We start from the raw sequence: 25,962 nt of genomic DNA, 5'->3' as shown, positions 1-25,962 counted from the left end.
AGCGGCTCACGGCGTGCGATAGGCGGGCATGACCGTCGTCCCTCCTGCCGCGCCGCCTGCCAAGCCTCACGCCCTGACCGGGCTTGAGATCGCCGCCATCCTGGCGATCATCGTGGTGTGGGGTGTGAACAATGCGGGCGCCAAGCTGGCGACTGAGCAACTGTCGCCCTTGTTGGTCGGGGCGATCCGGTTCGGGATCGCCACCGCCTGTCTGATCGTCTTCGTCCGCCCCCCCTTTCCGGACTGGAAAAGCCTGACGCTGATCGTCATCCTCGGCGGGCCGATCCAATATGGTCTGGCCTACACCGCCTATTGGATGGCCACCGACGTCAGCCCCGTGACGGTAGCCAACCAGTTGTGGATTCCCTTCACCACCCTGTTCGCCTTCCTGATCCTGGGCGAGCGGCTGAGCAAGGCGGCCCTGATCGGCATGGGGGTGGCCTTCGTCGGCGTGGCCTGGATGACGCTGGACGCCCATGCGCTGCAGGACTGGAAGGCCATCCTGGTCGCCATCGCCGCCGGCGCCGCCTGGGGCGTGACCACGGTGGTCGCGCGTCGCACCACCTCGATTCCGCCGCTGAAGATGCAGGGACTGCTGGCCCTGGGCGCCTTCCCGGTCATGGCCTTCGGCTCGGCGGTGTTCGAACACGGTCAATGGGAGGCGGTGAAGGCCGCCACCCCCATGGTCTGGGCCGCGCTGCTTTGGGCCGGGATCACCTCGTCGGTGCTGGCGACGACTCTGTTGTTCTGGCTGGTGCAAAGGCGTGAGGCGGGGCGGGTGACCCCCTATCTGCTGGTGACGCCGGTGGTGTCGATGCTGATCGGCTGGGGCCTGATGGGGGATGTGCTGACGCCCCAGATCCTGACCGGCTCGGCCATCACCATGGGCGGGGTGGCCCTGGTCGCCCTGGCCGAACGGGGCTTGCGCGCGGGCGCCGCCAAGGCTTGATCTAGGGCCGCAGTTTCCGGAGCCGGCCATGCACAACCCCCTCGACCCCGATCATCTGTCTCGCCGTTGGCTGGGCCGCGGCCATGCCGAGCTGGACGCCGACGAACGGCAGGTGGTCGACAGCGCCGCCGCGCGTCGGCCGGTGTCGCGCGACATCAACGAGACCTTCGACGACCGCCAGAGCTTCGGCGACCGGCTGGCCGACCGTGTGGCGACCTTCGGCGGGTCCTGGACCTTCCTGATCGCCTTCGGGGCGGCCCTGGCGCTCTGGACGGTTCTGAACCTGATCCTGGGCCGCGAGGCCTTCGACCCCTATCCCTTCATCTTCCTGAACCTGATGCTGTCCATGGTGGCCGCCGCCCAGGCCCCTATCATCATGATGAGTCAGAACCGTCAGGCGACGAAAGACCGGCTGGACGCCGGCAACGACTACCAGGTCAACCTGAAGGCCGAGATCGAGATCATGGCCCTGCTGGACAAGGTCGAACACCTGACCGCGCGCCAGCAGGAACAGACCGAAATGATCGAGCGGCTGTTGGCTCAGAAAGGGCGCTGACGCCCCACCCCCGTCATCCTCGAGCTTGACCCGAGGACAGGAGGTTCAGCCGCATTGCGTCAGGGGCGACGCACAGCCCGACCGGCGTCAGATCCTCGGGTCAAGCCCGAGGATGACGGAGCAAGGGCGAGAGAAGTCAGCTCGCGCTCAACGCCGCGCAGGCCACCCGGTCGCCGGCGCCGCCGATGGGCTGGCTGGCGTGGTCGTCGGGATTGGCGTGGATGATGACCGCCGATCCGTCAGCGTCCCACAGCCATTGTCCCGGACCTTCCGACGAAATCCGCGCGCGGGTGGTGAACAGTTCGGCGTTCACCTTGCCGTCGGCGCCGGCGTAGACGTTCGGCAGGTCGCCGTCATCGGGACCGGCGGCGTTCAGCAGGCCGTGCGGCGCCTTGGGCTCGCCGTGGTTGATATGGGCGCCGGACGAGGTGAAGGGCGCGGCGCATTGGCCGGTCGCATGGATATGGATGCCGTGCCAGCCGGGCGTCAGGCCCGAGGCCTCGACCTTGATCACCAGGCCTGTCGGCCCCTGACGCAGATCGACCCGGCCGATATTGGCGCCCTGGGCATTGACCAGGACGGCCTGTCCGGTGGCGCCGACGGGGGCGCGTTCGGCCTGCATCTGGGCCGCGTCGGCGGTCGAAGCGCAGGCCCCGATCAGGGCCAAAGGGGAGGCGAGGAGGAGGGCGGCGGCGATGTGGTTTGCGCGCATGTGGAAAGTCCTTTCAGAGACGGGCTTTCACGGCGACGTCGCTTTGCCACCGAGGCCCTGGAATGCTAGAAATCGTCACAGCGGATCACGTTCCGATTCCGGCCGCATAAAGCCACGCTTCATTGACCGACGACAGCTACGAAAACGCCGCGACCCCCATCGTTCCGGGAGGCGGCGGCTCCGATATTTCCACGATCACGATCGAGGACGAACTGAAGCGTTCGTACCTCGACTACGCCATGAGCGTGATCGTCAGCCGCGCCCTGCCTGACGCCCGAGACGGGCTCAAACCGGTTCACCGTCGCATCCTGTATTCGATGCACGACCTGAACATGACGCCCGAGCGCAGCTATTCGAAATGCGCCCGCGTGGTCGGCGACGTGCTGGGCCGGTTCCACCCCCACGGCGACGCCTCGGTCTATATGGCCCTGGTGCGGATGGCTCAGCCCTTCTCGATGGGTCTGATGCTGGTCGACGGCCAGGGGAACTTCGGCTCGGTCGACGGCGATATGCCCGCCTCGATGCGTTACACCGAGGCCCGGATGGCCCCGGCCGCCGTCGCCCTGATGGCCGACATCGACAAGGACACCGTCGATTTCCAGCCCAACTACGACGAGAAGGAGCTGGAGCCGGTCGTCCTGCCGAGCCGGATTCCCAACCTGCTGGTCAATGGCGCCGGCGGCATCGCCGTCGGCATGGCGACCAACATCCCGCCGCATAATCTGGGGGAGGTCGTGGATGCGGCCCTGGCCCTGCTGGACGATCCCAACGTCACCGACGACGCCCTGCTGGACATCGTGCCCGGTCCCGACTTCCCGACCGGCGGCGAGATCATGGGCCGCACCGCGCCGCGCAACGCGCTTCGCGACGGTCGCGGCTCGGTCGTCGTGCGCGGTCGCGCCTCGGTGGAAGAGATCCGCAAGGATCGCGAGGCCATCGTCGTCACCGAACTGCCCTATCAGGTCAACAAGCAGACCCTGATCGAGCGGATCGCCGAAATGGTGCGCGAGAAGCGTCTGGAAGGCATTTCCGACGTCCGCGACGAATCCGACCGTCAGGGCATGCGGATCGTCATCGAGCTGAAGCGCGACGCCTCCGGCGACGTGATCCTGAACCAGCTGTGGCGCTATACCGCCATGCAGAGCTCGTTCGGCGTCAACATGCTGGCGCTGAACCACGGCCGACCCGAACAGATGGGCCTGCGCGACCTGCTGCAGATCTTCCTCGACTTCCGCGAGGAGGTGGTGGTCCGCCGCGTCAAGTTCGAGCTGAACAAGGCCCGCGACCGCGGCCACGTCCTGGTCGGTCTGGCCGTCGCCGTCGCCAATATCGACGAGGTCATCCACATCATCCGTTCCTCGGCCGATCCGACCGAGGCGCGCGAACGTCTGCAGGCCAAGCCCTGGCCGGTCGGCGACATGATGGCCCTGGTCGAACTGATCGCCGACCCGCGCAGCGTCGTCATCAACGGCGACAGCCTGCAACTGACCGACGAACAGGCCCGCGCCATCCTGGCCCTGACCCTGTCGCGCCTGACCGGCCTGGGCCGTGACGACATCTTCGGCGAGGCGAACGGCCTGGCCGACACCATCCAGGGCCACCTGACCATCCTGTCGGACCGCAAGAACGTCCTGGCCATCATTCGCGACGACCTGATCGACGTGAAGGCCAAGTTCGCCGTCCCGCGTCGCACCCTGATCGGGGAAGGCGACGGCGAGATGGAGGACGAAGACCTGATCCCGCGCGAGGACATGGTCGTCACCGTCACCCACGGCGGCTACGTCAAGCGCGTCGCCCTGAACGCCTATCGGACCCAGCATCGCGGCGGCAAGGGCCGTTCGGGCATGTCGATGAAGGACGAGGACGCCATCACCGGCGTGTTCAGCGCCTCGACCCACACCCCGGTCCTGTTCTTCGCCACCAACGGCAAGGCCTACAAGCTGAAGACCTGGCGCCTGCCGCTGGGCAACCCGCAGTCGCGCGGCAAGGCCTTCGTCAACCTGCTGCCCATTGAGCCGGGCGACAGCATCATGAACGTCCTGCCCCTGCCCGAGGACGAGACGACCTGGGGCGATTACGACATCATGTTCGCCACCAGCTCGGGCGACGTGCGCCGCAACAAGCTGTCGGACTTCGCCACGGTCAACCGCGCCGGCAAAATCGCCATGAAGCTGGAAGGCGACGACCGCATGGTCGGCGTCGGCCTGTGCACCGCCGATGACGACGTGCTGCTGACCACGGCCCTGGGCCGCGCGATTCGCTTCAAGGCCGACGATGTGCGCGTCTTCAAGGGCCGGGATTCGACCGGCGTCCGGGGCGTGCGCCTGCAGGACGGCGACGAGGTCATCTCCATGGCCATCCTGGGCCGCGTCGATGCGACGCCGGAAGAACGCTCGGCCTATGTCAAACACGCCAACGCCATGCGCAAGGCCCTGGCCGGCGCGGAGGCGGAAGAGGATGTCGCGGCTCCGGCTGAAGCCGAAGACGAGGTCGCCGACGCCGCTCTGACGGTCGAACGGATCGCCGAACTGGGCGCCGCCGAACAGTTCATCCTGACGGTCACCGAGACCGGCTTCGGCAAGCGATCCTCGGCCTATGAGTACCGCCGCACCGGTCGCGGCGGCCAGGGCCTGACGGCTCACGGTCTGGGCGGTCGCGCCGGCACACGCCTGGCGGCGGCCTTCCCGGTCGAGGAGACGGACGACCTGCTGCTGGTGACATCGGGCGGTCAGATGATCCGCACTCGTATGGATCAAGTCCGCATCGTCGGCCGCTCCAGCCAGGGCGTCACCATCTTCCGCACCGGCAAGGACGAAAAGGTCGTCTCGGTCGAACGCCTGCCGGAAAGCGGCGGTTCGGATGAGGCGGACGCCGCGAGTGAAGAGGGCGGCGCGGCCGAAGCATAAAACCAAGACCCTCTCCCGCCGGGAGAGGGCTTGAGCGCACGAGAGCGAAGCGATCGTTCTGGCGCGAAAGGGTGAGGGGCCGGTGGTGCGAACTGGCCCACCGGCGGACCCCTCATCCGGCCCTTCGGGCCACCTTCTCCCGCAAGGGGAGAAGGAAGATTGAGCGGGAGCTGGCGGTGGACATCCTGATCGACGGCGTTCCCGCCACACCTTACATCCTCGCCCGTCTGACCAGGCCGCCGTCGAACTGTTCGGCGAAAGCCCAGACACGGGCGAGTGATTGCTATTGCTTGCCTCTCCCCGCATGTTGGGGGGAGGGGGCTCGATGATACGGTATATTTCTTTTGCGTTGCTGTTCCTTGTGGCGGCCTGCTCAATGCCGCCTGCGGATCCCGCGCGCGAGGTCCAGACCGACCGAGCTTACGGGTTCGTCGCCGCTGGTGACGAGACCGGTCTTGCCTCGATCGCGACCGATAGCCTGAAAGCCAATCTAAGCGGTGACGTGCTGCAGCAGATGAAAGGCTATGGATCGGTTCAGAAGCCTGTGTCCGCCAAGACCGTTCAGTGGCAATCGAACTTTACGCCTCAGGTCAGCGCCTACAGGATTGTGCGCGAATACACCTATCCCGAGAAAGTCGTTCAGTTCGACACGGTGATGGCGCGTGGGAAAGGGAGCGCTTGGCAGGTCGATGCCGTTCATATCAACAGCTTCTCGGCGTCGCAGATCGCGCTCGGTCGTTTCACGATCACGAACAAGTCTCCGCTTCACTATCTCATCCTTGCCGCGCTGGTGGTCACGCCCCTCATCTGCCTCGTCACCGTAGGCTTCGCAGCTTTTCGGCGGAGGTGGGGTTGGATGGTCTTCTGCTTGTTCGGTGTTGGACAGATTTCGTTGAACTGGGCGACCGGAGCGATCCAGTTTCAGGCGTTGCAGTTCGCTGTGCTTGGCGCTGGTTTCATCAAGGGACCGCTCATCACAGACTCATGGGTGATGTTCTTCGCCCTTCCGCTGCCGGCCATCCTCTTCTGGGTCTTGGGAAAATGGCGTCCAAAACCTGCGCGGCAGCCCAAGAAGAGCATCGTCTCGCAGGCGGTTGAATGACTGATATTCTGATCGACGGCCAACCCGCCACGCCGGACGACTTGGCCCATCAGGCCTTGGTCAACTACGGTGCCTACACCTCCTTCCGCGTCGAGCATGGCGCGGTTCGGGGCCTGGACCTGCATTTCGCCCGCCTCGACCAGGCCGCCGTCGAACTGTTCGGCGAAAGCCCCGGCGAGGCCGAGTTCCGGCGTCTGTTGGCGCTCGCTGTTGAGGGACGTGACAAGGCATGGATGCGCGTCAGCCTGTTCTCGCCCGAGATCGGCCATCGCAATCCGTCCTTCGTCGGCCGCCCCAAGGTGATGACCGTCGTCTCGCCGCCCCCGCCGCCCCTGGCTGCGCAAATGCGGGTAACGGCCGTGCCTCATGGCCGCGAGACGCCCCACCTGAAGCATGTCGCCACCTTCGGTCAGACACGCGTGCGCCGGGCCGCGCGGACGGCGGGCTTCGACGACGCCCTGTTTGTCGATGACCAGGGCCATGTGTCCGAGGGCGTGACCTGGAACATCGGCTTCATCCAGGGGAACCACATCGTCTGGCCCCAGGCGCCGATGCTGGCGGGCGTGACCCAGGTCCTGATCGAGCGGGGCTTGGCTGGACTGGGCCTATCGTCGCAGACCCGCCCGGTGCATGTGTCCGAACTGGCGGGCTTCGATGGCGCATTCCTGTGCAACAGCGCCACGCCGGCCTGTCCCATCACGGCCGTTGACCACACGGTTTTCGCCGTCGATCCGACCCTGATGACGGCGATCGAAACCGCCTGGGCCGCCAATGATCCGCTGCCTTTGACAGGCCGGCACGCCTAATTCGTCAAGAAAGATCCAGTAAAATCAATTCCGTCGTCAGCAGATTCAGCAATCGGCGCGCCTGGGTTTACGGCGGGTGTAAGGTTGCCCAATGACCGATGTGACGCCAAAACCCGCCCCGCCGTCCCACCCGCCTGCATTGGCGCTTTTGGCGCTTTTGGCGCTTTGTCACCCTGTTTTTACGACACGTCACTGCGCCAACCGGCTGCTAGGCCGAACCTTTCGCACCTGCTAAGTCACCCGAACAGTGGGCGACAGGCTGGGGAGACACGCCATGCGCATCGGACTCTATCCGGGCACCTTCGATCCAGTGACCAACGGTCACACCGACATCATCAAGCGGGCGCTGAAGCTGGTGGACCGCGTGGTCATCGGCGTGGCTCAGAACGACGACAAGGGGCCGTTGTTCACCACGGCCGAGCGGGTTGAGATGCTGCAGGCCGAGGTGGCCAACCTGGGCGGCGACATCGTGGTCCAGCCCTTCTCGACCCTGCTGATGCATTTCGCGGAAGAGCTGAACGCCAATGTCATCATTCGCGGTTTGCGCGCGGTCGCCGACTTCGAATACGAGTTCCAGATGACGGCTATGAATCAGCGCCTCAATCAGGACATCGAGACGGTATTCCTGATGGCCGATCCGCGGCATCAGGCCATCGCCTCGCGGCTGGTCAAGGAAATCGCCCGTCTGGACGGCGCGATCGACAGTTTCGTCAGCCCCGCCATCGCCGCGCGCGTGCGGGACAAGGTCAAGAACAGAGGATGAGTGCGTCAATGCGTCTTGGTGTGATCGCGGCGGCCGCCGCCGCTCTTCTGGCGTCGGCTGCGACCCAGGCTCCGGCCGTGGCCCAGGCCCCGGCCCAAGCCCCGGTTCAGGCTCCCGCTGCGGACTGGCGCACCGTCGCCCCCGAGAATCTGCTGGTCATCGACACTCCCAAGGGCCGAATCCTGGTCGAGCTGACGCCGGTCGCCGCCCCCGCCCACGCCGAACGCATCCGCATCCTGGCCAACCAGGGCTTCTATGACGGGCTCAAGTTCCACCGCGTCATCCCCGACTTCATGGCCCAGACCGGCGACCCCCAGGGCACGGGCGAGGGCGGCAGCGAACTGCCGGACCTGAAGGCCGAGTTCAACTTCCGCCGCGGCCGCGACGCCGGCTTCGTCGTCGTGCCCAACGCCGGACAGGGCGTGCGCGGTCTGGTCGGCGTTCTGCCGGTCGAGACCCAGCCCGACGCCCAGATGATGATCACCGCCGACTTCAAGGTCGGCGCCCACGGCCTGTTCTGCCCCGGCGTCCTGGGCATGGCCCGCGCCGGCGCGCCTGACACCGCCAACAGCCAGTTCTTCCTGATGATGGGCGACCGGGATCAGTTGAACGGCGTCTATACCGCCTTCGGTCGTGTGGTTTCGGGCCTGGATGTGGTCAACAAGCTGAACACGGGCTCCGACGCCGACGACGGCAAGGTCGCCAACCCCGACGTCATGACGCGGGTCCGCATGGCCTCGGCCCTGCCGGAGGGCGAACGTCCCACCGTGCGGGTGCTGAACCCCGCCAGCGCCGCCTTCGCCGAACGGATCGCCGCCACCCGCACCGCACGCGGCGGCGGCTTCAGCATCTGCGACGTCCAGCCGGTGGCCGAGGTCGTCGGCGGCTAAAGGATTTCATGAGGGGGCAGGGGCTATGAAGGTTCGAAACGCACTGATCGCGGCGGGGCTGACCGCTCTGGTGTCCGGCCCCGTCCTGGCTCAGCAGGCGGCCGTTCCGCCGCCCCCGCCCGGTCCGACCGAATGGCGCGCCGTGGCCCCCGATAATCTGCTGGTCATCGACACGACCAAGGGGCGGATCCTAGTCGAGCTGGCCCCCGAGATCGCCCCGGCCCATGTCGAGCGGATCAAGCTTCTGGCCTCGCGCGGCTTCTACGACAATCTGGCCTGGCACCGGGTCATCGACTGGTTCATGGCCCAGACCGGCGACCCCCTGGGCACCGGCGACGGCCAGAGCTGGTATCCCGATCTGAAGGCCGAGTTCACCTTCCGCCGTGGCCCGGACATGGCCTTCACCCCCGCCGCCGCGCCGGCCGGCGCCCTGATCGGCTTCTATCATTCCGTCCCGGTCCAGACCCAGCCCGACGCCCTTATGGCGGGCACGGCCGACCGCAAGGTCCACGGCTGGGGCCTCTATTGCCCCGGCGTCGCCGGCATGGCCCGCGACGAGGGCAATGACACCGCCAACAGCCAGTTCTTCCTGATGCGCCAGGCTTATCCCGCCCTGGACAAGCGCTACACCGTCTGGGGCCGCGTGGTGGTGGGGCTGGAAGTCGTTCGCGCCCTGAAGGCCAGCCCCGAGCCCAGCGGCGTCGTCGTCGATCCCGACCGCATGACCCGCGTCCGCCTGGCCTCCGACCTGCCCGCCACTGAACGCCCGGCGGTGCAGATGCTGAACACCACATCGCCGACCTTCCGCGCTCTGATCGACCAGGCGCGCCAGGCCAAGGGCGCGGACTTCTCGGTCTGCGACATCGACGTGCCGGTGCGGATGGCGACGCCGGGCTGACCCCGCCTTGTCTCATCTCCATAAAATGGGGATGAAATACAATGGGTTATGTCGCTGGCTGCCCCCGACCCCGGCCCCTACGCCGCCTGCGCCGTTTGGGCGGCTTCTTGTCCTCCCGCATCTGCTGCAACAGAAGGCCTTCGCGCAGGCCCCGATCAGCGACCCGCACCCGCTCCGACGGCCAGGCCCGCTGGATGGCCTCCAGGATCGCCGCCCCGGCCAGGACCAGATCGGCCCGGTCCGGCCCGATACAGGCCTCCTTGGCCCGCCCGTCCGGCCCCAGGACCTTCAGCCGCTCCGCCGCCGCCTCGCAGTCGCCGCGCGTCATCCACAGGCCATCGACCCGGTCGCGATTGTAGCGGGGCAGGTTCAGATGGATGCCCGCCAGGCTGGTGATCGCGCCCGAGGTCCCGATCAGATGCGCCCTGTCCCGCCGCAGCAGGTCCAGCATGCCCGGATCCTCGATCCCGCCCCCGGCCAGGGCCGCGCCCATATCGGCGACCATGGCCTCATACCATTGCTCATGTTGGGCTTCGCCCGCCCCTTCCGGCTCCGGATGCCGCTCCGCCAGGGTGACGACCCCCAGGGCCGCGGACATCCAGTCGGTGGTCTTCCAGTCCGATCCCTCGCGCTTCAGCCAGGACAGTTCGGTCGATCCGCCGCCCACGTCGATGATCACCACCCCCTCGGCTCGGGGGTCGATCAGGTTCAGGCAGCCCTCGACCGCCAGCCGCGCCTCCTCCGCCGGATCGATGATCCGCAGCCGCAGCCCGGTGCCTTTACGCACCCGATCAATGAACTCCGCCCCGTTCTCGGCCGCGCGGCAAGCCTGGGTGGCGACCGCGCTCAGCCGGACCGAGTCGACGCCCTTCCTGACGATCCGGTCGGCGCAAAGGGCCAGGGCGTCATAGGCCCGGTCCATCGCACGCGGGTCCAGCCGTCCCGTGCGGGACAGGCCTTCGCCCAGCCGCACGATGCGGCTGAAGCTGTCGACCACTCGAAAGCCGTCGCGGGACGGCCGCGCGATCAGCAGCCGGCAATTATTGGTCCCCAGATCGAGCGCGCCATAGAGTTGCGCATCCCGACCCGACGCATCCCGCTCGCGGGAAGGCTGGGACCGCTCGTCGCGCCTCCGGGGCGCGCCGTGGGTCTCCGGCATGGGCCGTCATTCCGATGTGGGCGGTCCAAAGCGGCGCCCGTCCCGATCAACCTAGCCCGCCAAGATCGTCCGCGCCAAGCCATTCTGTCAGGAAGATGAACAGCCTGGAGGGATCGGGGTCATCGCGCCGAGCGTATCAGAAGCCCATGACCCAGGTTCTTACAGCCCGTTTCGCCATCGGCCAGATCGTCCGCCACCGCGACGACGCCTTCCGGGGCGTGGTGATGGACGTGGATCCCGCCTACGAAGGCCCGGCGGTCGACACAGGCGCGGTTTCGCCGGACCAACCCTTCTACCGCGTCTTCGCCCTGGGCGAGGACGGCGGCTTCGTGGCCTATGCCGCCGAGGGCGTGCTGGAGGACGGCCAATCCGTCCTGCTGCCCGACGACGCCCAACGCTGGTTCACCGTCGATGCTCAAGGCCATCACGCCCCCCTGCACGAAGCCATTCACTGACCAGGCCTTTGAACGGGCGCTGACCGGGCGTTAGGATGGGGCAAAAGAGGAGCGTCCCATGTCCGACTTCGAACACGTCTTCGAACAGCCGCCCGAAGGCGCGGCCGCCGACTGGACCATCCCCCAGAACTGGGCCGCCTATACCGAAGTTGAACATCAGACGTGGGACACGCTGTATGCCCGTCAGATGAAGATCCTGCCCGGCCGTGCGTGCGACGCTTTCCTGCGCGGGCTCGACTCGTTGGACCTGAACGCCGGCGGCATTCCCGACTTCGAGGTCATCAATCCCAAGCTTCAGGCCCTGACCGGCTGGACCGTGGTCTGCGTGCCCGGTCTGGTGCCGGACGAGGTCTTCTTCGATCACCTGGCAAACCGCCGCTTCGTCTCGGGCCAGTTCATCCGCAAGCCGGATCAGCTCGACTATCTGCAAGAGCCTGACATCTTCCACGACGTCTTCGGCCACGTGCCCATGCTGACCGACCCCGACTTCGCCGCCTATATGGAGGCTTATGGCAAGGGCGGACAGCGGGCGGCCGGTTTGGGCATGTTGCCGAACTTGGCGCGGCTCTACTGGTACACGGTCGAGTTCGGCCTGATGAAGGAAGCGGATGGCCTGCGGATCTATGGCGCAGGCATCGTCTCGTCGGCGACCGAGAGCGTCTTTGCTCTGGAAGACCCTTCGCCGAACCGTCTCGGCTTCGACCTGGAGCGGGTGATGCGGACCCTGTACCGGATCGACGACTTCCAGCAGGTCTATTTCGTCATCGACAGCCTGGAGGCTTTGAAGGACGAGACGCTGAAGGACTTCGGGCCTGTCTATGACGCCCTGAAAGGTCAGGCCGATCTGCCGATTGAGACCGTTCTTCCCAGCGACCAGGTCTTCACGCGCGGCACTCAGGCCTATGCGGCCAAGGGGGGGCGGTTCGCGGCCTAAGCCTGCTGGAACGGATAGAAGCCGCCGCCCAGGTTCAGGATCGCGGTCAGTGCGTCCAGCGCGCCCCGGCTTTCGTCCAGCAAAGCCGGATCGGCCAAGTCGGCGGGGCGCAGTTCGTCGCGGTACCAGCGGTTGGCCCAGGCCGACAACTCGGCGTGCAGAGCGTCCGTCAAGCGCATCGCCGGATTGGTCGCGGCCAGTTCCGCCTCGTTCAGCACCACCCGCAGCCTCAGGCAGGCCGGCCCGCCGCCGTTGCGCATCGACTGGCGCACATCGACGTAACGGACCTGGCCGATGGGACCGTTTGAGGCGGCCAGGGATTGCGCCACCGCATGGCTGCGCGGGTTGTCGCGGGTCTCGGTCGGGCAGATCAGGGTCAGACGATCCTCGCCCGGAATCTGGATCAGCATCGAGTTGAACAGATAGGAGCTGATCGCATCGGCCAGGGGCAGGTCGGCCGACGAGACCTCGACGAAGATCGGGTCGAAAAGGCCTTCGGCCGCCCGGCGGATGGCGTCCTGAGTACCGGCCGTGTCCTCGAAGGCGAGGTCGTGGAAGAAAAGGGTGTCCAGCGCCCCGACGCAGACCACGTCATTATGGAAGGTGCCGCCGGCGATGGCGGCCTTCGACTGCTGGGCCAGGACGACGCCGCTCGCCCCATGGCGACGGCCTACGGCCTGAGAGGCTTCGCGGGTTTGCCGGGCGGGGTAGGGACCGTCCCAGGGCGTGAACGCCTCTCGACCCCAGACCAGAAGATTGACGCCGGGCGCCCCATGCTCGGCGCACAGGCGAACATGATTGGCGGCGCCTTCGTCGGCCAGATGGGCGACCGAGGGCAGGGCGTCATGAACCGCGAACCGCTCGGCATCAGGGAAGAGGGCGTCCAGCGCCCGCTTTGTCTGCTCGTGTTCCAGCGACCGGTGCAGGTTGGTGATCAGGTTGGCGGGGGTGAAGTGCACCCGCCCGTCAGCGGCGTCGGCGCTGGGGGTCACGGTCGCGGCGTTGGCGGCCCACATGGGCGAGGCGGAACAGGCGGCGGCAGCGAAGGACGGCGCGTCCTTCCAGGCCCGTTCCAGAACGCGGGCGTCCGAGCCGGTGAAACCGAGCGTGCGCAGGAAGGGGATGTTCGGCCGCTCGTGGGGGGGCAGGACGAACTGGGGCAGGCCCAGGTCCGCCAGGGTCTTCATCTTGTCGAGCCCCTGTAACACCGCGGCGCGCGGGTTTGACGCCTCGCCCTTGTTCAGACTGGAGGCCAGATTGCCCGGCGACAGACCGGCGTAGGAGTGGGTCGGCCCAATCAGCCCGTCGGCATTGGCTTCGACGGCGGGGGTCATTCGGCCCTCTCCCCTTGCGGGAGAGGGAGGTCGCGCACGACGGCGCAAGCCGTCGTCCTGGCGCGAGCGGGTGAGGGGTCACGCAGGCGGCCGGCAGGGAGAAACCCCTCATCCGACCCGCTGCGCGGGCCACCTTCTCCCGCAAGGGGAGAAGGAATCACGACCGTAACCCCTTGATCTCGCCTTCAATGTTCGCGACTGCGTCTGCCTCGAAGCTGGCGACCGGATAAGCGCAGTAATCGGCGGCGTAATAGGCGCTGGGGCGGTGGTTTCCGCTGGCGCCTAGGCCGCCGAAGGGCATGTCCCCGGCGGCGCCGGTGGTCGGACGGTTGAAGTTGACCACGCCGGCGCGGATGCGGCGGATGAAGTGGTCCCAGTTCTTCGGATCGTCGCTGACCAAGCCGGCGGACAGGCCGTAGCGGGTGGCGTTGGCGGCCTGGATGGCGGCGTCGAAGCTGGGGACGCGGATCACCGACAGGAAGGGGGCGAACATCTCTTCGTCGGGGACGTCGATCCCGGTCACGTCGATGATGGCGGGCTTGACGAAGGCGCCGGGCAGGTTGGCGATGGGCCCCGAGGCGCGGATGACCTTGGCCCCCCTGTCGATCCGGTCCTGCAACGCCTTCAACGCCGCCTCCGCCGCGCGGGCCGAGATCAGCGGTCCGGCGTAGGGTTCGGGGTCGCTGTCCCACGGGCCGAAGACCAGGCGGTCGGACAGGGCGGCTATAGCTTCGATGATGGCGTCGCCCTGCGCGCCCTCCGGCACGATCAGGCGACGGGCGCAGGAACACCGCTGGCCGGTGGTGATGAAGGCGGACTGCACCGCTATGCCCGCTACGGCTTCGGCGTCCGCCGCATCCCAGAGGACCAGAGGATTATTGCCGCCCAGCTCCAGCGCCAGGACGACGTGCGGATCGTCGGCGAACTTGCGGCGGAAGTGAGCGCCGGCCGCGCCTGAGCCGGTGAACATCAGGGCGTCGATCCCGGCGTCGAGCAGGGCGGCGCCGGTCTCGCGCCCGCCCTGGACCACATTGACCACCCCGGTCGGCAGGTCGGCGGCGGCAAAGGCCTCGGCCATGACCTGACCGACCAGGGGCGTCTCCTCCGACGGCTTGAACACGACGGTGTCGCCGGCCAGCAGAGCCGGGACGATATGGCCGTTGGGCAGGTGGCCGGGGAAGTTGAACGGGCCCAGCACCGCCGCAACGCCGTGTGGACGGTGGCGCAGGGTCGCGCGGCCGAAGGCGGTGTCGCTGGTCCGTTCGCCGGTGCGTTCGTCATAGGCGCGGATGGAGATGTCCACCTTGCCGATCATGGCGGCCGCTTCGGTCTTGGTCTCCCACAGCGGCTTGCCGGTTTCGCGGGCGATGGCTTCGGCGATCTGGGGCGCGTGGTCCTTCAGAACGGCCTGATAGCGTTTGACGGCGTCGATCCGCTCGGCGCGGGGGGCGTCGGCCCAGGCGGGGAAGGCGGCGCGGGCGGCGTCAACGGCGGCCTGGACCTGGGCGGGACTGGCGGCCTCGCCTTCCCAGTTGGTCGCTTCGGTGGCGGGGTCGGTGGATTTGAACAGGGTCATGATTTCACGCGGACGATGGCGCCGGCCTTGATCTTCAGCGCGGCGGCGGTTTCGGCGGTCAGGTGGGCGATGTCGCCGTCGATGTCAGCCCTGGCGCGAACGGCGCGGAAGGCGGCGATGCTATTGGTCGAGATCAGAGCCGGAAGTTCTGCCTGGACTGTATCGACGACCTCGACCGTCAGGCGGCGGGCGTCGCGGACGGTGCGGATATTGTCCCGCCCGCATGACACGGTGGGACCGGCGTCGAAGATGTCGACCAGGCCGTTGGGGCGGAAGCCCTCGCTCTCCAGCAAGGCCATGGCGGGCACGCCCTGGGGGTGGACCTTGCCGATCACGGCGCGCGCCGGTTCCGGCAGAAGCTCGGTATAGATCGGGTGGCGCGGGGCCAGGTCGAGGATGAACTGCTTGTCCGTCGAACCGGTCATCCGGTCGGCGTCGTCGAACTCCATCGGGAAGAACTTGTGCGCCACATGGTCCCAGAAGGGGCAGGCACCGTCGGGGGTGAAGACACCGCGCAGTTCGGCCAGCACATTCTCGGCGAACAGTTCAGGCTGGGCGCCGATCAGCATATAGCGCGACTGGCTGAGCAGCCGGCCCGCGCCGCCCTTGCGCCGGTCTGCCTTGAGGAACAGCGAGCCGACCTCGGTCCAGCCGGTGCATTCATTGACCAGCACCAGGGTCTGGTGATCCAGCTTGACGCCAATGGACGGCGAGGACGCGGTGTTGTTCACAACGCGGAACGAGAAGAACGGCCGTTTCAGGCCCACCGTCGCCTTGACCGAGCCGACCCCGTCGATGTCGCCGGTGTCGCCGTCTTCCAGCATCAGGGTGTACCAGGCCTCCTGCCAGGCGACCTCGCCGCGGAAGCTGGCCTGGCTGAGTTCAAGCCGATCGGACAGGACGTCGGGATCTTCGGGCAGGCTGGTGAAGCCGGGGCCGGACAGGATGGCCAGTTCCAGCAGATAGTCGAGGTCGGCAGGGCCGGCGGGACGGACGACGAGCATTCAGAGGGTTTCCATCCGCAGGGCTTTGAGTTTGGCCGCGTCGATCTCGCCCGAGGCGATCTTGCACAGGATCAGGGCGCTGAGCTGGGCGCGTTCGACGAAGCTGTCGGACCAGGCGAACTCCTGGTCCGAATGGATCTCGCCGCCCCGGACGCCCAGGGTGTCGATATTGGGCAGGCCGGCGGCGTGGAGGTTGTTGCCTTCGCAGACGCCGCCCGAGGGCTTCCAGGCGATGGGCTGGCCCAGCAGGGCGCCGGCTTCCTTCACCGCCTCGAACAGGGCGGTCTGGGCGGCGTCCATGGGCTTGGGGGCGCGGGTGAAGCCGCCGTGGAGGTCCAGGGTCAGACCCTCGAACGGCGGCTGGGCGGCGATGGCGCGGACCGAGGCGTCGATCCAGTCGGCGGCGGCCTTGTCCGGAACGCGGACGTTGAACCGAACCACGGCGTTGTCGGCGACGACGTTCAGGGCGCCGCCGCCCGAGATCTTGGCGACGTTCACGGTGACGCCTTCGCGCTGGCCGTTCAGTCCGTGAAGGGCGGCGGCGATCATGGCGGCCCCGGCGACGGCGTTGCGGCCTTCGTCGAAGGCGCGACCGGCGTGGGCGGCGCGGCCCGTGACGATCAGGTGATAGTTGCCGCTGCCCTTGCGCGCCCCGGCCAGGGTGCCGTCCGCCAGGGCCGGTTCATAGGTCAGGCCGACATGGGCGCGCGCGCCCAGTTCGGTCAGCAGGGGGGCGGAGGCGGGCGAGCCGATTTCTTCGTCCGGGCTGAGCAGCACGGTCCAGCCGACGCCGTGTCGGTCGGGGTGGGTTTCGAAGGCTTCAAGGGCGGCCAGCAGCACGCTGATCCCGCCCTTCATGTCGGCGACGCCAGGGCCGTTCAGGGCGCCGTCAGCACGGGTCATCACGGTCTGGAAACGGCTTTCGGCGGGGAAGACGGTGTCGTAGTGGCCGGTCAGGACGACCTGGATCGGCGCTTCGGGACGAGCCGTGATCTTCAGGGCGTCGGCGTGGGCTTCGGTCCGCACCGAGCCGTCGTCGGCGACGGTGGTCGAGCCCTGGGTCGGGATGCGTTCCACGACGGCGGGCAGGGTCTTCGCCTCGGCCTCGAGCGCGTCCAGCACGGCGTTCAGTCCCGCGGCGTTGCGGCTGCCGGAGTTGATATTGGCCCAGTCGATGGTGCGGCCGATGATCGCCTCGCGTCGCGCGGCGACGTGGTCGAGGACGGCCTGGTCCGTGGTCAGAATCCGCATCGTCGGACTCTAGCCGTCGCGGGGCCAAAGGTGAAGGTCGCGGGCGGCACGTCGGGCTGCTGAGGCTTTAGTTTCGGTTCGGGCGACGGTCGGCGCGCTGGCCGGCCTCACGGCTTTCGCGGCGCCAGCGGATCGACAGGCTGGTGTCGCCCTGGCCGCCGAACTGCGAGCTGATGGCCAGGTTGCGGCGCGGTTGCCACTCGACCTTCACGGCCGCGCCGCCCTCGCCGCCGCCTATGACCTCCAGATAAACGTTGTCAGTGATGTAGCGGCCGCCAGCGACGGTGACGGCCGAGGCCTCGCCGCCGAAGGACAGGCGGTCGAGCCCGGCCAGTTCGCGCAGGTTCCCGATCACGTCGAACCCGCCGCCGCCCGCCAGGGCCGCGACGCCCGCCGCCAGTTGGGCCGCCTCGAACGGCGACAGCTGAGAGGCCGAGCGGCCGAACAACACCTGCGACAGGATTTCGTCCTGGGGCAGGGCGGGGGTCGAGGTCAGGGCGATCTGCGGCTGGTCCGCCGTGCCCGTCACATTGATTGAGGCCGTGAGGGAGGTGTCCTCCCGCGTCGCCGACAGGTTGAGGCGAATCTGCTTCGGATCGGTGGACAGGGTGACGCGGCCGGTGTCGTCGAAGATGAACCGCTTGCCCGCAAACTCGTAGTCGCCGCGGACCACATTGGCCGTGCCGCTCAGCTGGGGCTGGGCGATGGTGCCGCGCACCCGGGCGTTGACGTCGAGCACGACGTTCAGGCCGCGCCCGCTGACCCGCACCTTGCCGCCGGTCGAACGCAGGCTGATGTCCATGCCGATCTGCGGACCGGTTCGGCGAGTCACCGTCTCCTCCGGATCGCCGCCGGGGCGATTGATCTCAACCACGTCCATGGAGACGATCCCGGTCGAACCCGGAACCTCAGGCTCGATACGCGCTTCGTCGATGGTCATCTCGCCCGACAGCTGGATATTGCCGTCCTGGCCCCGAACGATGGTGATCGGGCCCGAGGCGCGCGCCTCGCCGATGTCGTTATCGATCACGCGGAACCGGTTCAGCGTCAGCCGCGCCGTCGATCCAGAGCCTTCTCGCAGGCCGATCCGGCCCTGGCCCGTGACGGTTCCTCCGGCCGTGTCATTGGCGGTGAAGGTCTCGATCTGGGCGACGGTGTCGTCGAAACTGGTGCGCAGGTTCAGGTCGCCGAGCACCAAGCCTACGCTCTTTTCACGGTAGGAGCCCTGGGTCAGGTCAAACCGGCCGTTCAGGCGCGGAGCCGCCAGGGTGCCGGCGATCGTGGCCTGACCCGCCACCTGTCCCGCCAGACTGCGCTCGCCGCCGAGGAAGAGGTCCCAGATCGGCTGGATCTGGCCATTGATCGAGACGGCGCCGGACATCGGCCGCTGACGGGCGATGGCCAGGCGCAAGGGGGCGGCCGAGGCTTCGACCGGCAGGACGAGGTCGGCGGAAGCCTGGACCGCATCCTCGTCCGTAGCCGTCGCCTTGATGGTCAGGCTGTTGTTGATCAGGGTCGCATCCAGACGACCGTCGACGGCCAGACCGCGCGGGGCGTCGATGCTGCGGACGTCCTCAAGGGTGACATTGGCCGCGCCAGAGAGGTCGTCGCCGGCGCCCCGCAGCGCCACGCGGCCGGTGGCGCGGCCTCGCAGTTGCGGCGACAGGGTCTGCAGATCGACGCTGGTCAAGTCGGCCTGGATGATTGCGGTGCGGGCGTCCTGGCGCAGATCGGCCAGCAGCACGCCGCTGCCGACGCCGAGGTCGAGGTGGGCGGTCCGCGTGGCGCCGTCCAGGATGATCGACGCAGGGCTGCGGGTCGTGAAGGCCACTTCCCGCACCCGACCGCCGCCGCGCAGGGTCAGGGTCTGGGCGTCGCCGCGCCGTGAATAGACGCCCGTGCCGTTGAACTGCGCCGGGTTTCCGCCGCCCACGTCCAGAGCCAGGGTGAAAGGCAGGTTGTTTAGTGTGCCCCGACCGTCCAGGTCGATGGTGCGGATGTTCCAGCTCTGGCCGGCCAGACGGATGTTGCGGCCGCTGACGTCCAGTATGGCGCTGTCCGATCCGCCGCCCTCGGTCAGGCGGATGCGGCCATTGGCTTCGCCTGCGGCGAGGAAGGCGCCGGTGCGGGCGGTGAAGGTCAGGTCCGCACTGGAGGGGATATTGTCCGACAGGGCCACCGCGCCCTGGGCCGTGACGCCGCCGGCGTTGACGTCGAGGTCGGTCAACCGGATCCGGTCGCCGCCCAGGAAGAAGTTCCCCGATGCGCGGGCCGGACCATAGTTCGACCCGCTGGTCACAGTGATCCGACCATCAGAGGCGTCGGCGCCGCGGCGGAAGCTGAGGATCAGGTCCGCGTCAGTTAGGGTCAGACCGCCGGCCGTGACCTTGTCAAAGCCGGCGGTCAGATCGACGCGCGGCTGCGACAGGGTTCCGGTCAGGGAGCCTTGCCCGTTCATGTCGCCGCCGATCTCGACCGGGCCTGCCGCGAACGGTCCGCGCGCGTTCCAGTTCAGCGCCAATCCCAGCCGACCGTCGGTTTGGATCAGGCCCTTGGCGCCGGCGCGGCCGGCGGCGCCGGTCAGTTCGCCCCGCTCGACCTCGATCCGTCCGCCGTTCAGCCTGCCGGCCAGTTGCAGGCGGGGCGTGCGGCCCAGCAGGCGATCCAGTTCGTCCATTCCGAGCGTCAGATTGCGGCCGCGACCGTCGAAGTTCAGCACCCAGGGCGCTCCCGTCTTCGCTGACGAAGCGCGGATCGGGCCGCCGAAGGCGCCGTTGGCGTCCGACAGAACGCGCGAGGCGTCGGTAAGCTGGGCCTCGCCCCGGAAGCCCATGCCGCCCAGCAGATTGCGGGAGCCGGAGCCCTTCAGCGTCAGGCCTTGGCCTTGCAGATCGACCTTCTCCAGCAGGATGGCCCCGTCCTTCATCCGGGCGGCCTCGAGCTGCACGCGCGGGGCGGCGCCGAGCAGACCGCCGATCAGGCCCTCGGTCGACCCGCCGTTCGCGCGGATGTCGCCGTCCAGATCTATGCGGCCGTTCTTGACCTGGACGTTCAGCGGTCCGGCGATACGGGTGGCGCGATAGCTGGCCAGGTTGGCGTTCAATAGTGTGGCCTGGCCTTGCAGGGTCCAGGTCTCGGCGTCGCCCTTGAACAGGCCGGAATAGGCGGCGGGGCCGGCGACGTCAGAGCCGACCAGCTTGCTGAGCGAGGCGGCCTGAACCTCGAGCTGGATCCCTTCTGGGGAACTGCGGTCGGACATACGGATCAGACCGTTCGCCTCGGAGGCGATATTGTCGGACGTCAGCTTCCAGCCGACGCGCTGATAGGCCTCGTCCCTGGTGGGCGTCATGGTGAAGCCGAAGCGGGCGGTGCGGCCGACGCGTTCGATGAAGGGGGCGAACAGGTCCGACCCGCTGAAGTCGAAATAGCCGGACACGCGCGAGCCGTTTTCGCCGAATTTGCCGTCGACGGTCAGGGGAATGAACTGGCCGGTCTGGACCTTGGCGTGGACCATATCGGCGTTCAGCAGGGCGACAGCCGAGAACGGCTCGTCGGGCGAATAGCCCATGGCACCTGCCAAGGGGCCGCCGTCGGCCTCGTTGGCGCGAAGGTTGACGCGGGTTTCTTCCAGCTTGCCGCCGAAGGTCGCCGTCAGCCGCAGATAGTCGCCGGGGCGGTTCAGGCTGTCGGCGTTGACCGTCGCGCTCTTGGCGCCCCGGCGCGGCAGGCTGACGTCGCCCGCGAGGTTCCAGCGGCCGTATTCCTTGGAGAAGCCTTCCAGCAGTTCGACCCGGGCGGAGAAGCGGTCGATATCGACGTCGATGGGTTGGGGGCCGCCGGGTTCGCCGCTGGGGGCGTCGAGGATGGGGCGGCGGATCACCTGAATCACGCCGGCGCTGATCTCGGTGGCGTGGAACCGGCGGGTGATCAGGGGCCAGTAAGACCAGTCGACCCGGACGTTGCGGGCGTCCAGCCAGACCCCGTCGCGGTCGGTCACCGTGACACGGTCCAGGGTGAAGTCGTCGAACAGGTCGCCCTTCAGCCCATAGACGTTGATCCGGCCATAGCGGCTGATCTTCTGGCCCTGGACGAAGCCGGTCACCAGTTCGCGCCCGGCGTCGGAGACGATGTACATCCGGCCCCCGATTAGGGCGATGGCCAGCAGAACCAGCAGGCCGCCGATCACGCTGCCGGCGATCAGGGCCAGCAGCTGCGGCAGGCTGCGCTTCTTGCGCACGGCGGCTGCGGTTTCAGTCGGAGTCTCGGGCGGGGCTTCGGTCAAAACGCTTGCCCGATGCTGATGTAGATCTGGAAGGCCGAGTCGCCGTCGCGCTTGTCCAGAGGCACGGCGATGTCCGCGCGGATCGGACCGAACGGCAGCTTGTAGCGCACCCCAACCCCGGCGCCGTAGCGCATATTGCTGAAGTTTGGCGTTTCCTGGAAGCCGACGGCGCCCGCGTCGACGAAGGCCACGGCCTGGAAGCTTTGGCCGATGTCGTGACGCACCTCCAGCGAGGTTTCGAACAGTGAGAGGCCGCCGCGGGGGGTCTGGTCCGGCAGTTCCGGATTGACGCCCTGATAGGAGTAACCGCGCACCGAGCCGCCGCCGCCCGAATAGAACAGACGGTCGGACGGCACGCTGAGTTCGTCGCCGCCGATGATGGCGCCGATGCGGACGCGGCCGGCCAGGACGGTGCGGGCCTGGTCCTGAAGCGGCAGATAGGCGGTGGCCTGGCTCTCGCTGCGCAGGAACAGGATGGTGTCCTCGCCCGCCACGGCGGTGGGCTGGACCGAGACCGTCATTCGCCATCCCTTGGTCGGGTTCAGCGGGTCGTTCGAGTTGTCGATATAGGCGCTGGTCCGGCCCGTGACGATGGCCAGGTCGCGGTCGAAGGTCACCGCGCTGGGCGGGACCGAGGTGTAGTCGTAGCGGTTCTCGTTGTACTGACCGGCGTCCAGACCGAGGCCGTAGTTGAAGTAGGAGGTCCGGCCGATCCGCTGTTGCAGTTCCGCCGCCAGCACCAGGGCGGTGCGTTCATAGGCGTCGGTGTCTTCCTGGACCACGCCGGCGCTGAGCTTCAGCGTCCGGCCCGGCTTGCGCCAGTGGGGCAGGGACAGGTCGGCGCCGATGCGGCTGTCGATGTCGGCCCAACGGGTCTCGAGCCGCAGGGTGTCGGCACGCCCGAAGCGATTGTGTCGGGTCCAGATGAAGTCGATGCCCGCGCCTTCGGCCGTCGACCAGGTGGCGCCGGCCTCGATGACGCGCCGGGGACGGTCCGTCAGATTGACGATGACGGGCCGGTGGCCGTCGGCATTGGTCTGATCGATCGGGCTGAGGGCGACGCCGACCCCGTCATAGACGCCGGTGTCCAGCAGACGGCGCTCCAGTTCGGCGACCTTTTCCGGGTCGTAACGCTCGCCTTCCGTCCAGGGCGCCAGTCCGGCGACCCAGGCGGAATTGGTGCGTCCGGCCCTTTGCAGGACGACCCCATCCAGCAGCACCAGCCGGCCGGAGTTGATGCGGTATTCAGGGGCGACGGTGAAGGCCGCGTGGTCCACCACGACGCGGCGTGTTTCGGCCTTGGCGTCGGCGTAGCCGTTGCGGGACAGGGTCGCCACGGCCCGGCCCTCGCCGGCGATGACGTCCACCGCTCGGCCGGGATCGCCGGGCTTAAGGCCGATCGCCTCCAGAGCGTCGGCGGCGCTGTCGGAGTCGGGAGCGGTCTCGATCCAGGAGATGGTCGGCTGTGTGAGCAGGAAGCGACGGCCGGGTTGGACGGCGATGATGGCCGACGGTCGGTCCTCGCCCTCGACGACATCTTCCAGCACCGGCTGGTAATAGGCTTCAGAGCGCAGCAGGGCCTCGGCGGCGGACAGGGCGCCCTGAGCGCGTCGGCGGGCTTCGAAGCGGCTTTCCGGCGCGCCGTCCACCTCGCCCACCGCCCGTTCCAGCAGACGGCGCAGTTCGGCGTCCATGTCGCCGCGAATGGCGGCGCGCGGGTCGGCGGCGGCGGCCTGGGCGGCGAGGCTGCAGGTCGCCAGGGCGGCGAGAAACAGGGTGGGCCGGAACGTCAAACTCTAGCTTTCGTCAAGGGCGCGAACTCCAAGTCGGCGCCGGTATAGGCCCTGGCGTGCCGATGTGGCGACGACGTGGCGCGCCTCAATAGAACAAGGTTTCGCTTTCGGGCTGAACCGACTGTTCGGACGTCCGCTCTTCCGGCGGGAGAGGCGTCGTAGGCATAGGGGCGGGATCGGTCACCTCGGGGGCGACGACAGGTTCGGCCGAGTCCTCGGCAGAGGGGGCTTGTTCTTCGATCGGCGGAACATCGGCGTAGTCGTCCTGCGAACCCGACTGGAAGTCGTCGCAGCCCGCAAGCGCCAGCACGCCGAGTGCGGTCGCGGCCAGAACGAAAATCGAGCGTCTCATCAAACCAGGTCCCCAGGGTGTCGGCCGTTTCAACGCCTTGGGCGTCGTCTCGTTCCATAGCGCCGAAAACGCCGGGGGTCATCCCGCCTCCGGGCGCCAGGCGAACAGGGCGTCGTTCAGCGAGGCGAGAGGAGGCGTTGCAGCGGTCTGCGGCGCCGGGCCGTCGAAGCGGGGCGCCGGGGCGGGCAGGCCCTGGTCGAATGTGGCGCGAGCCAGGTTGTGAGGGTGGTTCGGCGCCTCGGCGAAGGTGAGCACGGGGGTGACGCAGGCTTCGGTCTGCGCGAAATGCGCGGCCCAGTCGTCGCGGTCGCGGGTGGCGAACAGGGCGGCGAAACGGGCCTGGAGCGCAGGCCAGGCGGCGGTGTCGTACTGGGGGGCGGCGGACGGTTCGATGTCCAGACCCTGCAACAGCGCGGCGTAGAAGCGCGGCTCCAGCGCTGCGACAGCGACGAAGCCGCCGTCTCGACAGGCGTAGCAGCGATAGAAGGGCGCGCCGCCGTCGAGCAGGTTGGCGCCCCGGCGGTCGCTCCAGACGCCTTGGCCGTGCAGGGCCTGGAACAGGCCGCCCAGCAGGGCCGTGCCGTCGGTCATGGCGGCGTCGACGATCCGGCCCCGACCCGTTGTCTTTGCCTCAAGCAGGGCCGCCAGGACGCCGGTGACCAGCATCATGGCCCCGCCGCCATAGTCGCCGATCAGGTTCAGCGGCGGCGAAGGGGGGCGGTCCGGCTCGCCCATGGCGTGCAGCACGCCGGTCAGGCCGATGTAGTTCAGGTCGTGGCCGACCTGGTTCGCCAGCGGCCCGGTCTGGCCCCAGCCCGTCACCCGACCGTAGACCAGGGCCGGATTGCGCGCCTGGAGCACCTCGGGGCCGTAGCCCAGCCTTTCCATGACCCCCGGTCGGAAGCCCTCGATCACCGCGTCGGCGTGGTCGGCCAGGGCGAGGACGGCTGCGCGGTCGGATTCGGATTTCAGATCCACGGGGACGGCGGTCCGGCCCCGGTGCAGCAGGGCGCCGCCGACCTCGTCGAAGGGGGACGCGCCGGCCGAGGCCGAACGGGTCAGGCGCAGGACCTCGGCCCCCAGGTCGGCCAGCATCATGCCCGCGAATGTGACCGGCCCCAGGCCGTCGAATTCGAGGATGCGAAGTCCGTTCAGCGGTTTCATGTGCATCGAGTAGCAGACCTGGTCTTGACCGGAAGGGCGGATTGCAACAGAAGGCGCCCTTCGACGGTTCGGGCCAGCCCCGGACGTCGCACGGTGCGTCCTTAGCTCAGTTGGTTAGAGCATCTGACTTTTAATCAGAGGGTCCTCGGTTCGAGCCCGAGAGGACGTACCATTTTCTCCTTTTTTGGGGCCCCAGATGAGCCAGCCTGTCTTCTTCGCGGTCGAGACCGGCGGGACCAAGATCGTATGGCGGATCGAGGACGCGGCCGGCGCCGTGCTGGATGAAGGGCGATTCGCCACAGGTCGGCCCGAGGCCGCAGTGGAGGCCCTTATCGCAGCGGTGGGCGACAGGACGGTGGCGGGACTGGGCGTGGCCAGTTTCGGCCCGCTGGTGGTCGATCCGGCCTCGCCTGACCGGGGCCTGATGCTGGCGACGCCCAAGCCGGGCTGGACCGGTTTCAATCTGGCGAAGACCCTGTCGGAGCGTTTCGAGGCGCCCTTCGCCGTGGATACCGACGTCAACGCCGCCGCCGTCGCCGAGGCGCGACTGGGGGCGGGGCGCGACGCCCGGGCCGTGGCCTATGTCACTGTGGGGACCGGGATCGGCGGCGGGCTGTGCGTGGACGGCCGGACCCTGAAGGGGGCGCTGCACCCGGAGATCGGGCATATGTTCGTGCGTCGGGCCGAGGGCGACGTCCAGCCCAGCGCCTGCCCCTTCCATCCCGATTGCGCCGAAGGATTGGCCGCGGGACCGGCGGTGCAGGCCCGGCTGGCGGGGCGTCGGCTGGAAGAGGCGGACGAGGTCCGCACCGTGACCGCCGATTATCTGGGGCAGCTGGTCGCCGGCCTGGTGTTCGCCTGGTCCCCCGACCGAATCGTCATGGGCGGCGGCGTGATGTCCACGCCTGGGCTGATCGCCGAGGTTGAGACGGCGGCGCGAGGCCGGATCAACGGCTACGGCGCGGCGGTCGTGATGGGCGAGGGCGGCTATCTGGTCGCCGCCGAGCGCGAGCACGCCGGGCTGGACGGGGCCATGCTGATGGCGCGGGATGTAGTGAATTGACCCCTGCCGGGCC

21 protein-coding genes and 1 tRNA gene are annotated in these 25,962 nt (G+C 68.2%); 12 read left to right on the top strand and 10 right to left on the bottom strand.

Annotation, left to right across the window (positions count from 1 at the left end):
• Positions 1–28: 28 nt before the first annotated feature.
• The gene (locus tag ACW17X_RS07015; protein ID WP_492100248.1) at positions 29–949 is read left to right on the top strand and encodes a DMT family transporter; all 921 of its coding nucleotides are present in this window, start codon (positions 29–31) and stop codon (positions 947–949) included.
• A 28-nt stretch (positions 950–977) separates the two neighbouring features.
• A complete protein-coding gene (locus ACW17X_RS07010) occupies positions 978–1,505 on the top strand; it encodes a DUF1003 domain-containing protein (protein WP_492100247.1) in 528 nt (175 codons plus the stop codon).
• A gap of 136 nt (positions 1,506–1,641) precedes the next feature.
• Here ACW17X_RS07010 and ACW17X_RS07005 read toward each other — a convergent pair whose 3' ends face one another.
• On the bottom strand, positions 1,642–2,217 hold the full coding sequence (locus ACW17X_RS07005; RefSeq protein ID WP_492100246.1) for a superoxide dismutase family protein: 576 nt from the start codon (positions 2,215–2,217) through the stop codon (positions 1,642–1,644).
• Positions 2,218–2,339: 122 nt separating this feature from the next.
• Here ACW17X_RS07005 and gyrA point away from each other — a divergent pair, with 122 nt between their 5' ends.
• The 6 genes from gyrA to ACW17X_RS06975 all read left to right on the top strand — a co-directional run bounded on the left by gyrA (position 2,340) and on the right by ACW17X_RS06975 (position 9,582).
• On the top strand, positions 2,340–5,123 hold the full coding sequence (gene gyrA / locus ACW17X_RS07000; RefSeq protein ID WP_492100245.1) for a DNA gyrase subunit A: 2,784 nt from the start codon (positions 2,340–2,342) through the stop codon (positions 5,121–5,123).
• Positions 5,124–5,448: 325 nt separating this feature from the next.
• Positions 5,449–6,225: a hypothetical protein gene (locus ACW17X_RS06995; protein WP_492100244.1), complete on the top strand. Its 777-nt coding sequence runs from the start codon at positions 5,449–5,451 to the stop codon at positions 6,223–6,225.
• Complete coding sequence (locus tag ACW17X_RS06990; RefSeq protein ID WP_492100243.1) at positions 6,222–7,031, top strand: aminotransferase class IV; 810 nt, start codon at positions 6,222–6,224, stop codon at positions 7,029–7,031. Before ACW17X_RS06995 ends, ACW17X_RS06990 begins: the two co-directional genes overlap by 4 nt.
• 274 nt (positions 7,032–7,305) lie before the next feature.
• Positions 7,306–7,794 carry a pantetheine-phosphate adenylyltransferase gene (gene coaD, locus ACW17X_RS06985; RefSeq protein ID WP_008263176.1) on the top strand — a complete coding sequence of 163 codons (489 nt, stop codon included), beginning with the start codon at positions 7,306–7,308 and terminating at the stop codon, positions 7,792–7,794.
• A gap of 8 nt (positions 7,795–7,802) precedes the next feature.
• Entirely contained in the window at positions 7,803–8,684 is an 882-nt protein-coding gene (locus tag ACW17X_RS06980; protein ID WP_492100242.1) for a peptidylprolyl isomerase, read from the top strand.
• Between the two features lie 25 nt (positions 8,685–8,709).
• On the top strand, positions 8,710–9,582 hold the full coding sequence (locus ACW17X_RS06975) for a peptidylprolyl isomerase (RefSeq protein ID WP_492100241.1): 873 nt from the start codon (positions 8,710–8,712) through the stop codon (positions 9,580–9,582).
• A gap of 46 nt (positions 9,583–9,628) precedes the next feature.
• Here the strand turns inward: ACW17X_RS06975 and ACW17X_RS06970 are convergent, their stop codons facing one another.
• Positions 9,629–10,741 (bottom strand): Ppx/GppA phosphatase family protein, encoded by a 1,113-nt coding sequence (locus ACW17X_RS06970; protein ID WP_492100240.1) that lies wholly within the window; start codon positions 10,739–10,741, stop codon positions 9,629–9,631.
• A gap of 146 nt (positions 10,742–10,887) precedes the next feature.
• Here ACW17X_RS06970 and hspQ point away from each other — a divergent pair, with 146 nt between their 5' ends.
• Both hspQ and phhA read left to right on the top strand, forming a co-directional pair.
• Positions 10,888–11,196, top strand: coding sequence for a heat shock protein HspQ (gene hspQ, locus ACW17X_RS06965; protein WP_492100239.1), 309 nt, complete (start codon positions 10,888–10,890; stop codon positions 11,194–11,196).
• 58 nt (positions 11,197–11,254) lie between these two features.
• Positions 11,255–12,130 (top strand): phenylalanine 4-monooxygenase, encoded by an 876-nt coding sequence (gene phhA, locus ACW17X_RS06960; protein ID WP_492100238.1) that lies wholly within the window; start codon positions 11,255–11,257, stop codon positions 12,128–12,130.
• Here phhA and astB read toward each other — a convergent pair.
• The 8 genes from astB to ACW17X_RS06920 all read right to left on the bottom strand — a co-directional run bounded on the left by astB (position 12,127) and on the right by ACW17X_RS06920 (position 24,886).
• Positions 12,127–13,464, bottom strand: coding sequence for an N-succinylarginine dihydrolase (gene astB, locus ACW17X_RS06955; RefSeq protein WP_492100237.1), 1,338 nt, complete (start codon positions 13,462–13,464; stop codon positions 12,127–12,129). The genes phhA and astB overlap by 4 nt on opposite strands.
• Before the next feature lie 157 nt (positions 13,465–13,621).
• On the bottom strand, positions 13,622–15,040 hold the full coding sequence (gene astD / locus ACW17X_RS06950) for a succinylglutamate-semialdehyde dehydrogenase (protein WP_492100236.1): 1,419 nt from the start codon (positions 15,038–15,040) through the stop codon (positions 13,622–13,624).
• On the bottom strand, positions 15,037–16,044 hold the full coding sequence (locus ACW17X_RS06945) for an arginine N-succinyltransferase (RefSeq protein ID WP_492100235.1): 1,008 nt from the start codon (positions 16,042–16,044) through the stop codon (positions 15,037–15,039). Before ACW17X_RS06945 ends, astD begins: the two co-directional genes overlap by 4 nt.
• Entirely contained in the window at positions 16,045–17,295 is a 1,251-nt protein-coding gene (locus tag ACW17X_RS06940) for a hydrolase (protein WP_492100234.1), read from the bottom strand. It abuts the gene before it with no gap.
• 67 nt (positions 17,296–17,362) lie between these two features.
• The gene (locus ACW17X_RS06935) at positions 17,363–21,577 is read right to left on the bottom strand and encodes a translocation/assembly module TamB domain-containing protein (RefSeq protein WP_492100233.1); all 4,215 of its coding nucleotides are present in this window, start codon (positions 21,575–21,577) and stop codon (positions 17,363–17,365) included.
• On the bottom strand, positions 21,574–23,370 hold the full coding sequence (locus ACW17X_RS06930; RefSeq protein WP_492100232.1) for an autotransporter assembly complex protein TamA: 1,797 nt from the start codon (positions 23,368–23,370) through the stop codon (positions 21,574–21,576). Before ACW17X_RS06930 ends, ACW17X_RS06935 begins: the two co-directional genes overlap by 4 nt.
• Positions 23,371–23,455: 85 nt before the next feature.
• Positions 23,456–23,722, bottom strand: coding sequence for a hypothetical protein (locus tag ACW17X_RS06925; protein WP_492100231.1), 267 nt, complete (start codon positions 23,720–23,722; stop codon positions 23,456–23,458).
• 78 nt (positions 23,723–23,800) lie between these two features.
• Positions 23,801–24,886, bottom strand: coding sequence for a CaiB/BaiF CoA transferase family protein (locus ACW17X_RS06920; protein ID WP_492100230.1), 1,086 nt, complete (start codon positions 24,884–24,886; stop codon positions 23,801–23,803).
• Positions 24,887–24,981: 95 nt separating this feature from the next.
• Here ACW17X_RS06920 and ACW17X_RS06915 point away from each other — a divergent pair.
• Together ACW17X_RS06915 and ACW17X_RS06910 are read left to right on the top strand one after the other, a co-directional pair.
• A tRNA-Lys gene (locus tag ACW17X_RS06915) sits at positions 24,982–25,058 on the top strand.
• A 24-nt stretch (positions 25,059–25,082) separates the two neighbouring features.
• On the top strand, positions 25,083–25,949 hold the full coding sequence (locus tag ACW17X_RS06910) for an ROK family protein (protein ID WP_492100229.1): 867 nt from the start codon (positions 25,083–25,085) through the stop codon (positions 25,947–25,949).
• Positions 25,950–25,962: the final 13 nt, after the last annotated feature.

It is taken from the genome of Brevundimonas sp. FV1ye4L (assembly GCF_058681255.1).
Note: the sequence above shows the minus strand (reverse complement) of the source record. Positions and strands in the feature narration are given on the sequence as shown.

Bases quoted from the DNA above. Each gene is read 5' to 3' on its own strand.
- ACW17X_RS07010 (WP_492100247.1), top strand. From the start codon at position 978: ATGCACAACCCCCTCGACCCCGATCATCTGTCTCGCCGTTGGCTGGGC.
- ACW17X_RS06925 (WP_492100231.1), bottom strand. From the start codon at position 23,722: ATGAGACGCTCGATTTTCGTTCTGGCCGCGACCGCACTCGGCGTGCTG.
- ACW17X_RS06910 (WP_492100229.1), top strand. From the start codon at position 25,083: ATGAGCCAGCCTGTCTTCTTCGCGGTCGAGACCGGCGGGACCAAGATC.
- hspQ (WP_492100239.1), top strand. From the start codon at position 10,888: ATGACCCAGGTTCTTACAGCCCGTTTCGCCATCGGCCAGATCGTCCGC.
- ACW17X_RS06920 (WP_492100230.1), bottom strand. From the start codon at position 24,886: ATGAAACCGCTGAACGGACTTCGCATCCTCGAATTCGACGGCCTGGGG.
- ACW17X_RS06970 (WP_492100240.1), bottom strand. From the start codon at position 10,741: ATGCCGGAGACCCACGGCGCGCCCCGGAGGCGCGACGAGCGGTCCCAG.
- ACW17X_RS06980 (WP_492100242.1), top strand. From the start codon at position 7,803: ATGCGTCTTGGTGTGATCGCGGCGGCCGCCGCCGCTCTTCTGGCGTCG.
- ACW17X_RS07005 (WP_492100246.1), bottom strand. From the start codon at position 2,217: ATGCGCGCAAACCACATCGCCGCCGCCCTCCTCCTCGCCTCCCCTTTG.
- ACW17X_RS06945 (WP_492100235.1), bottom strand. From the start codon at position 16,044: ATGCTCGTCGTCCGTCCCGCCGGCCCTGCCGACCTCGACTATCTGCTG.
- ACW17X_RS06975 (WP_492100241.1), top strand. From the start codon at position 8,710: ATGAAGGTTCGAAACGCACTGATCGCGGCGGGGCTGACCGCTCTGGTG.
- ACW17X_RS06990 (WP_492100243.1), top strand. From the start codon at position 6,222: ATGACTGATATTCTGATCGACGGCCAACCCGCCACGCCGGACGACTTG.
- ACW17X_RS06940 (WP_492100234.1), bottom strand. From the start codon at position 17,295: ATGCGGATTCTGACCACGGACCAGGCCGTCCTCGACCACGTCGCCGCG.
- coaD (WP_008263176.1), top strand. From the start codon at position 7,306: ATGCGCATCGGACTCTATCCGGGCACCTTCGATCCAGTGACCAACGGT.
- ACW17X_RS07015 (WP_492100248.1), top strand. From the start codon at position 29: ATGACCGTCGTCCCTCCTGCCGCGCCGCCTGCCAAGCCTCACGCCCTG.
- ACW17X_RS06995 (WP_492100244.1), top strand. From the start codon at position 5,449: ATGATACGGTATATTTCTTTTGCGTTGCTGTTCCTTGTGGCGGCCTGC.
- astB (WP_492100237.1), bottom strand. From the start codon at position 13,464: ATGACCCCCGCCGTCGAAGCCAATGCCGACGGGCTGATTGGGCCGACC.
- astD (WP_492100236.1), bottom strand. From the start codon at position 15,040: ATGACCCTGTTCAAATCCACCGACCCCGCCACCGAAGCGACCAACTGG.
- phhA (WP_492100238.1), top strand. From the start codon at position 11,255: ATGTCCGACTTCGAACACGTCTTCGAACAGCCGCCCGAAGGCGCGGCC.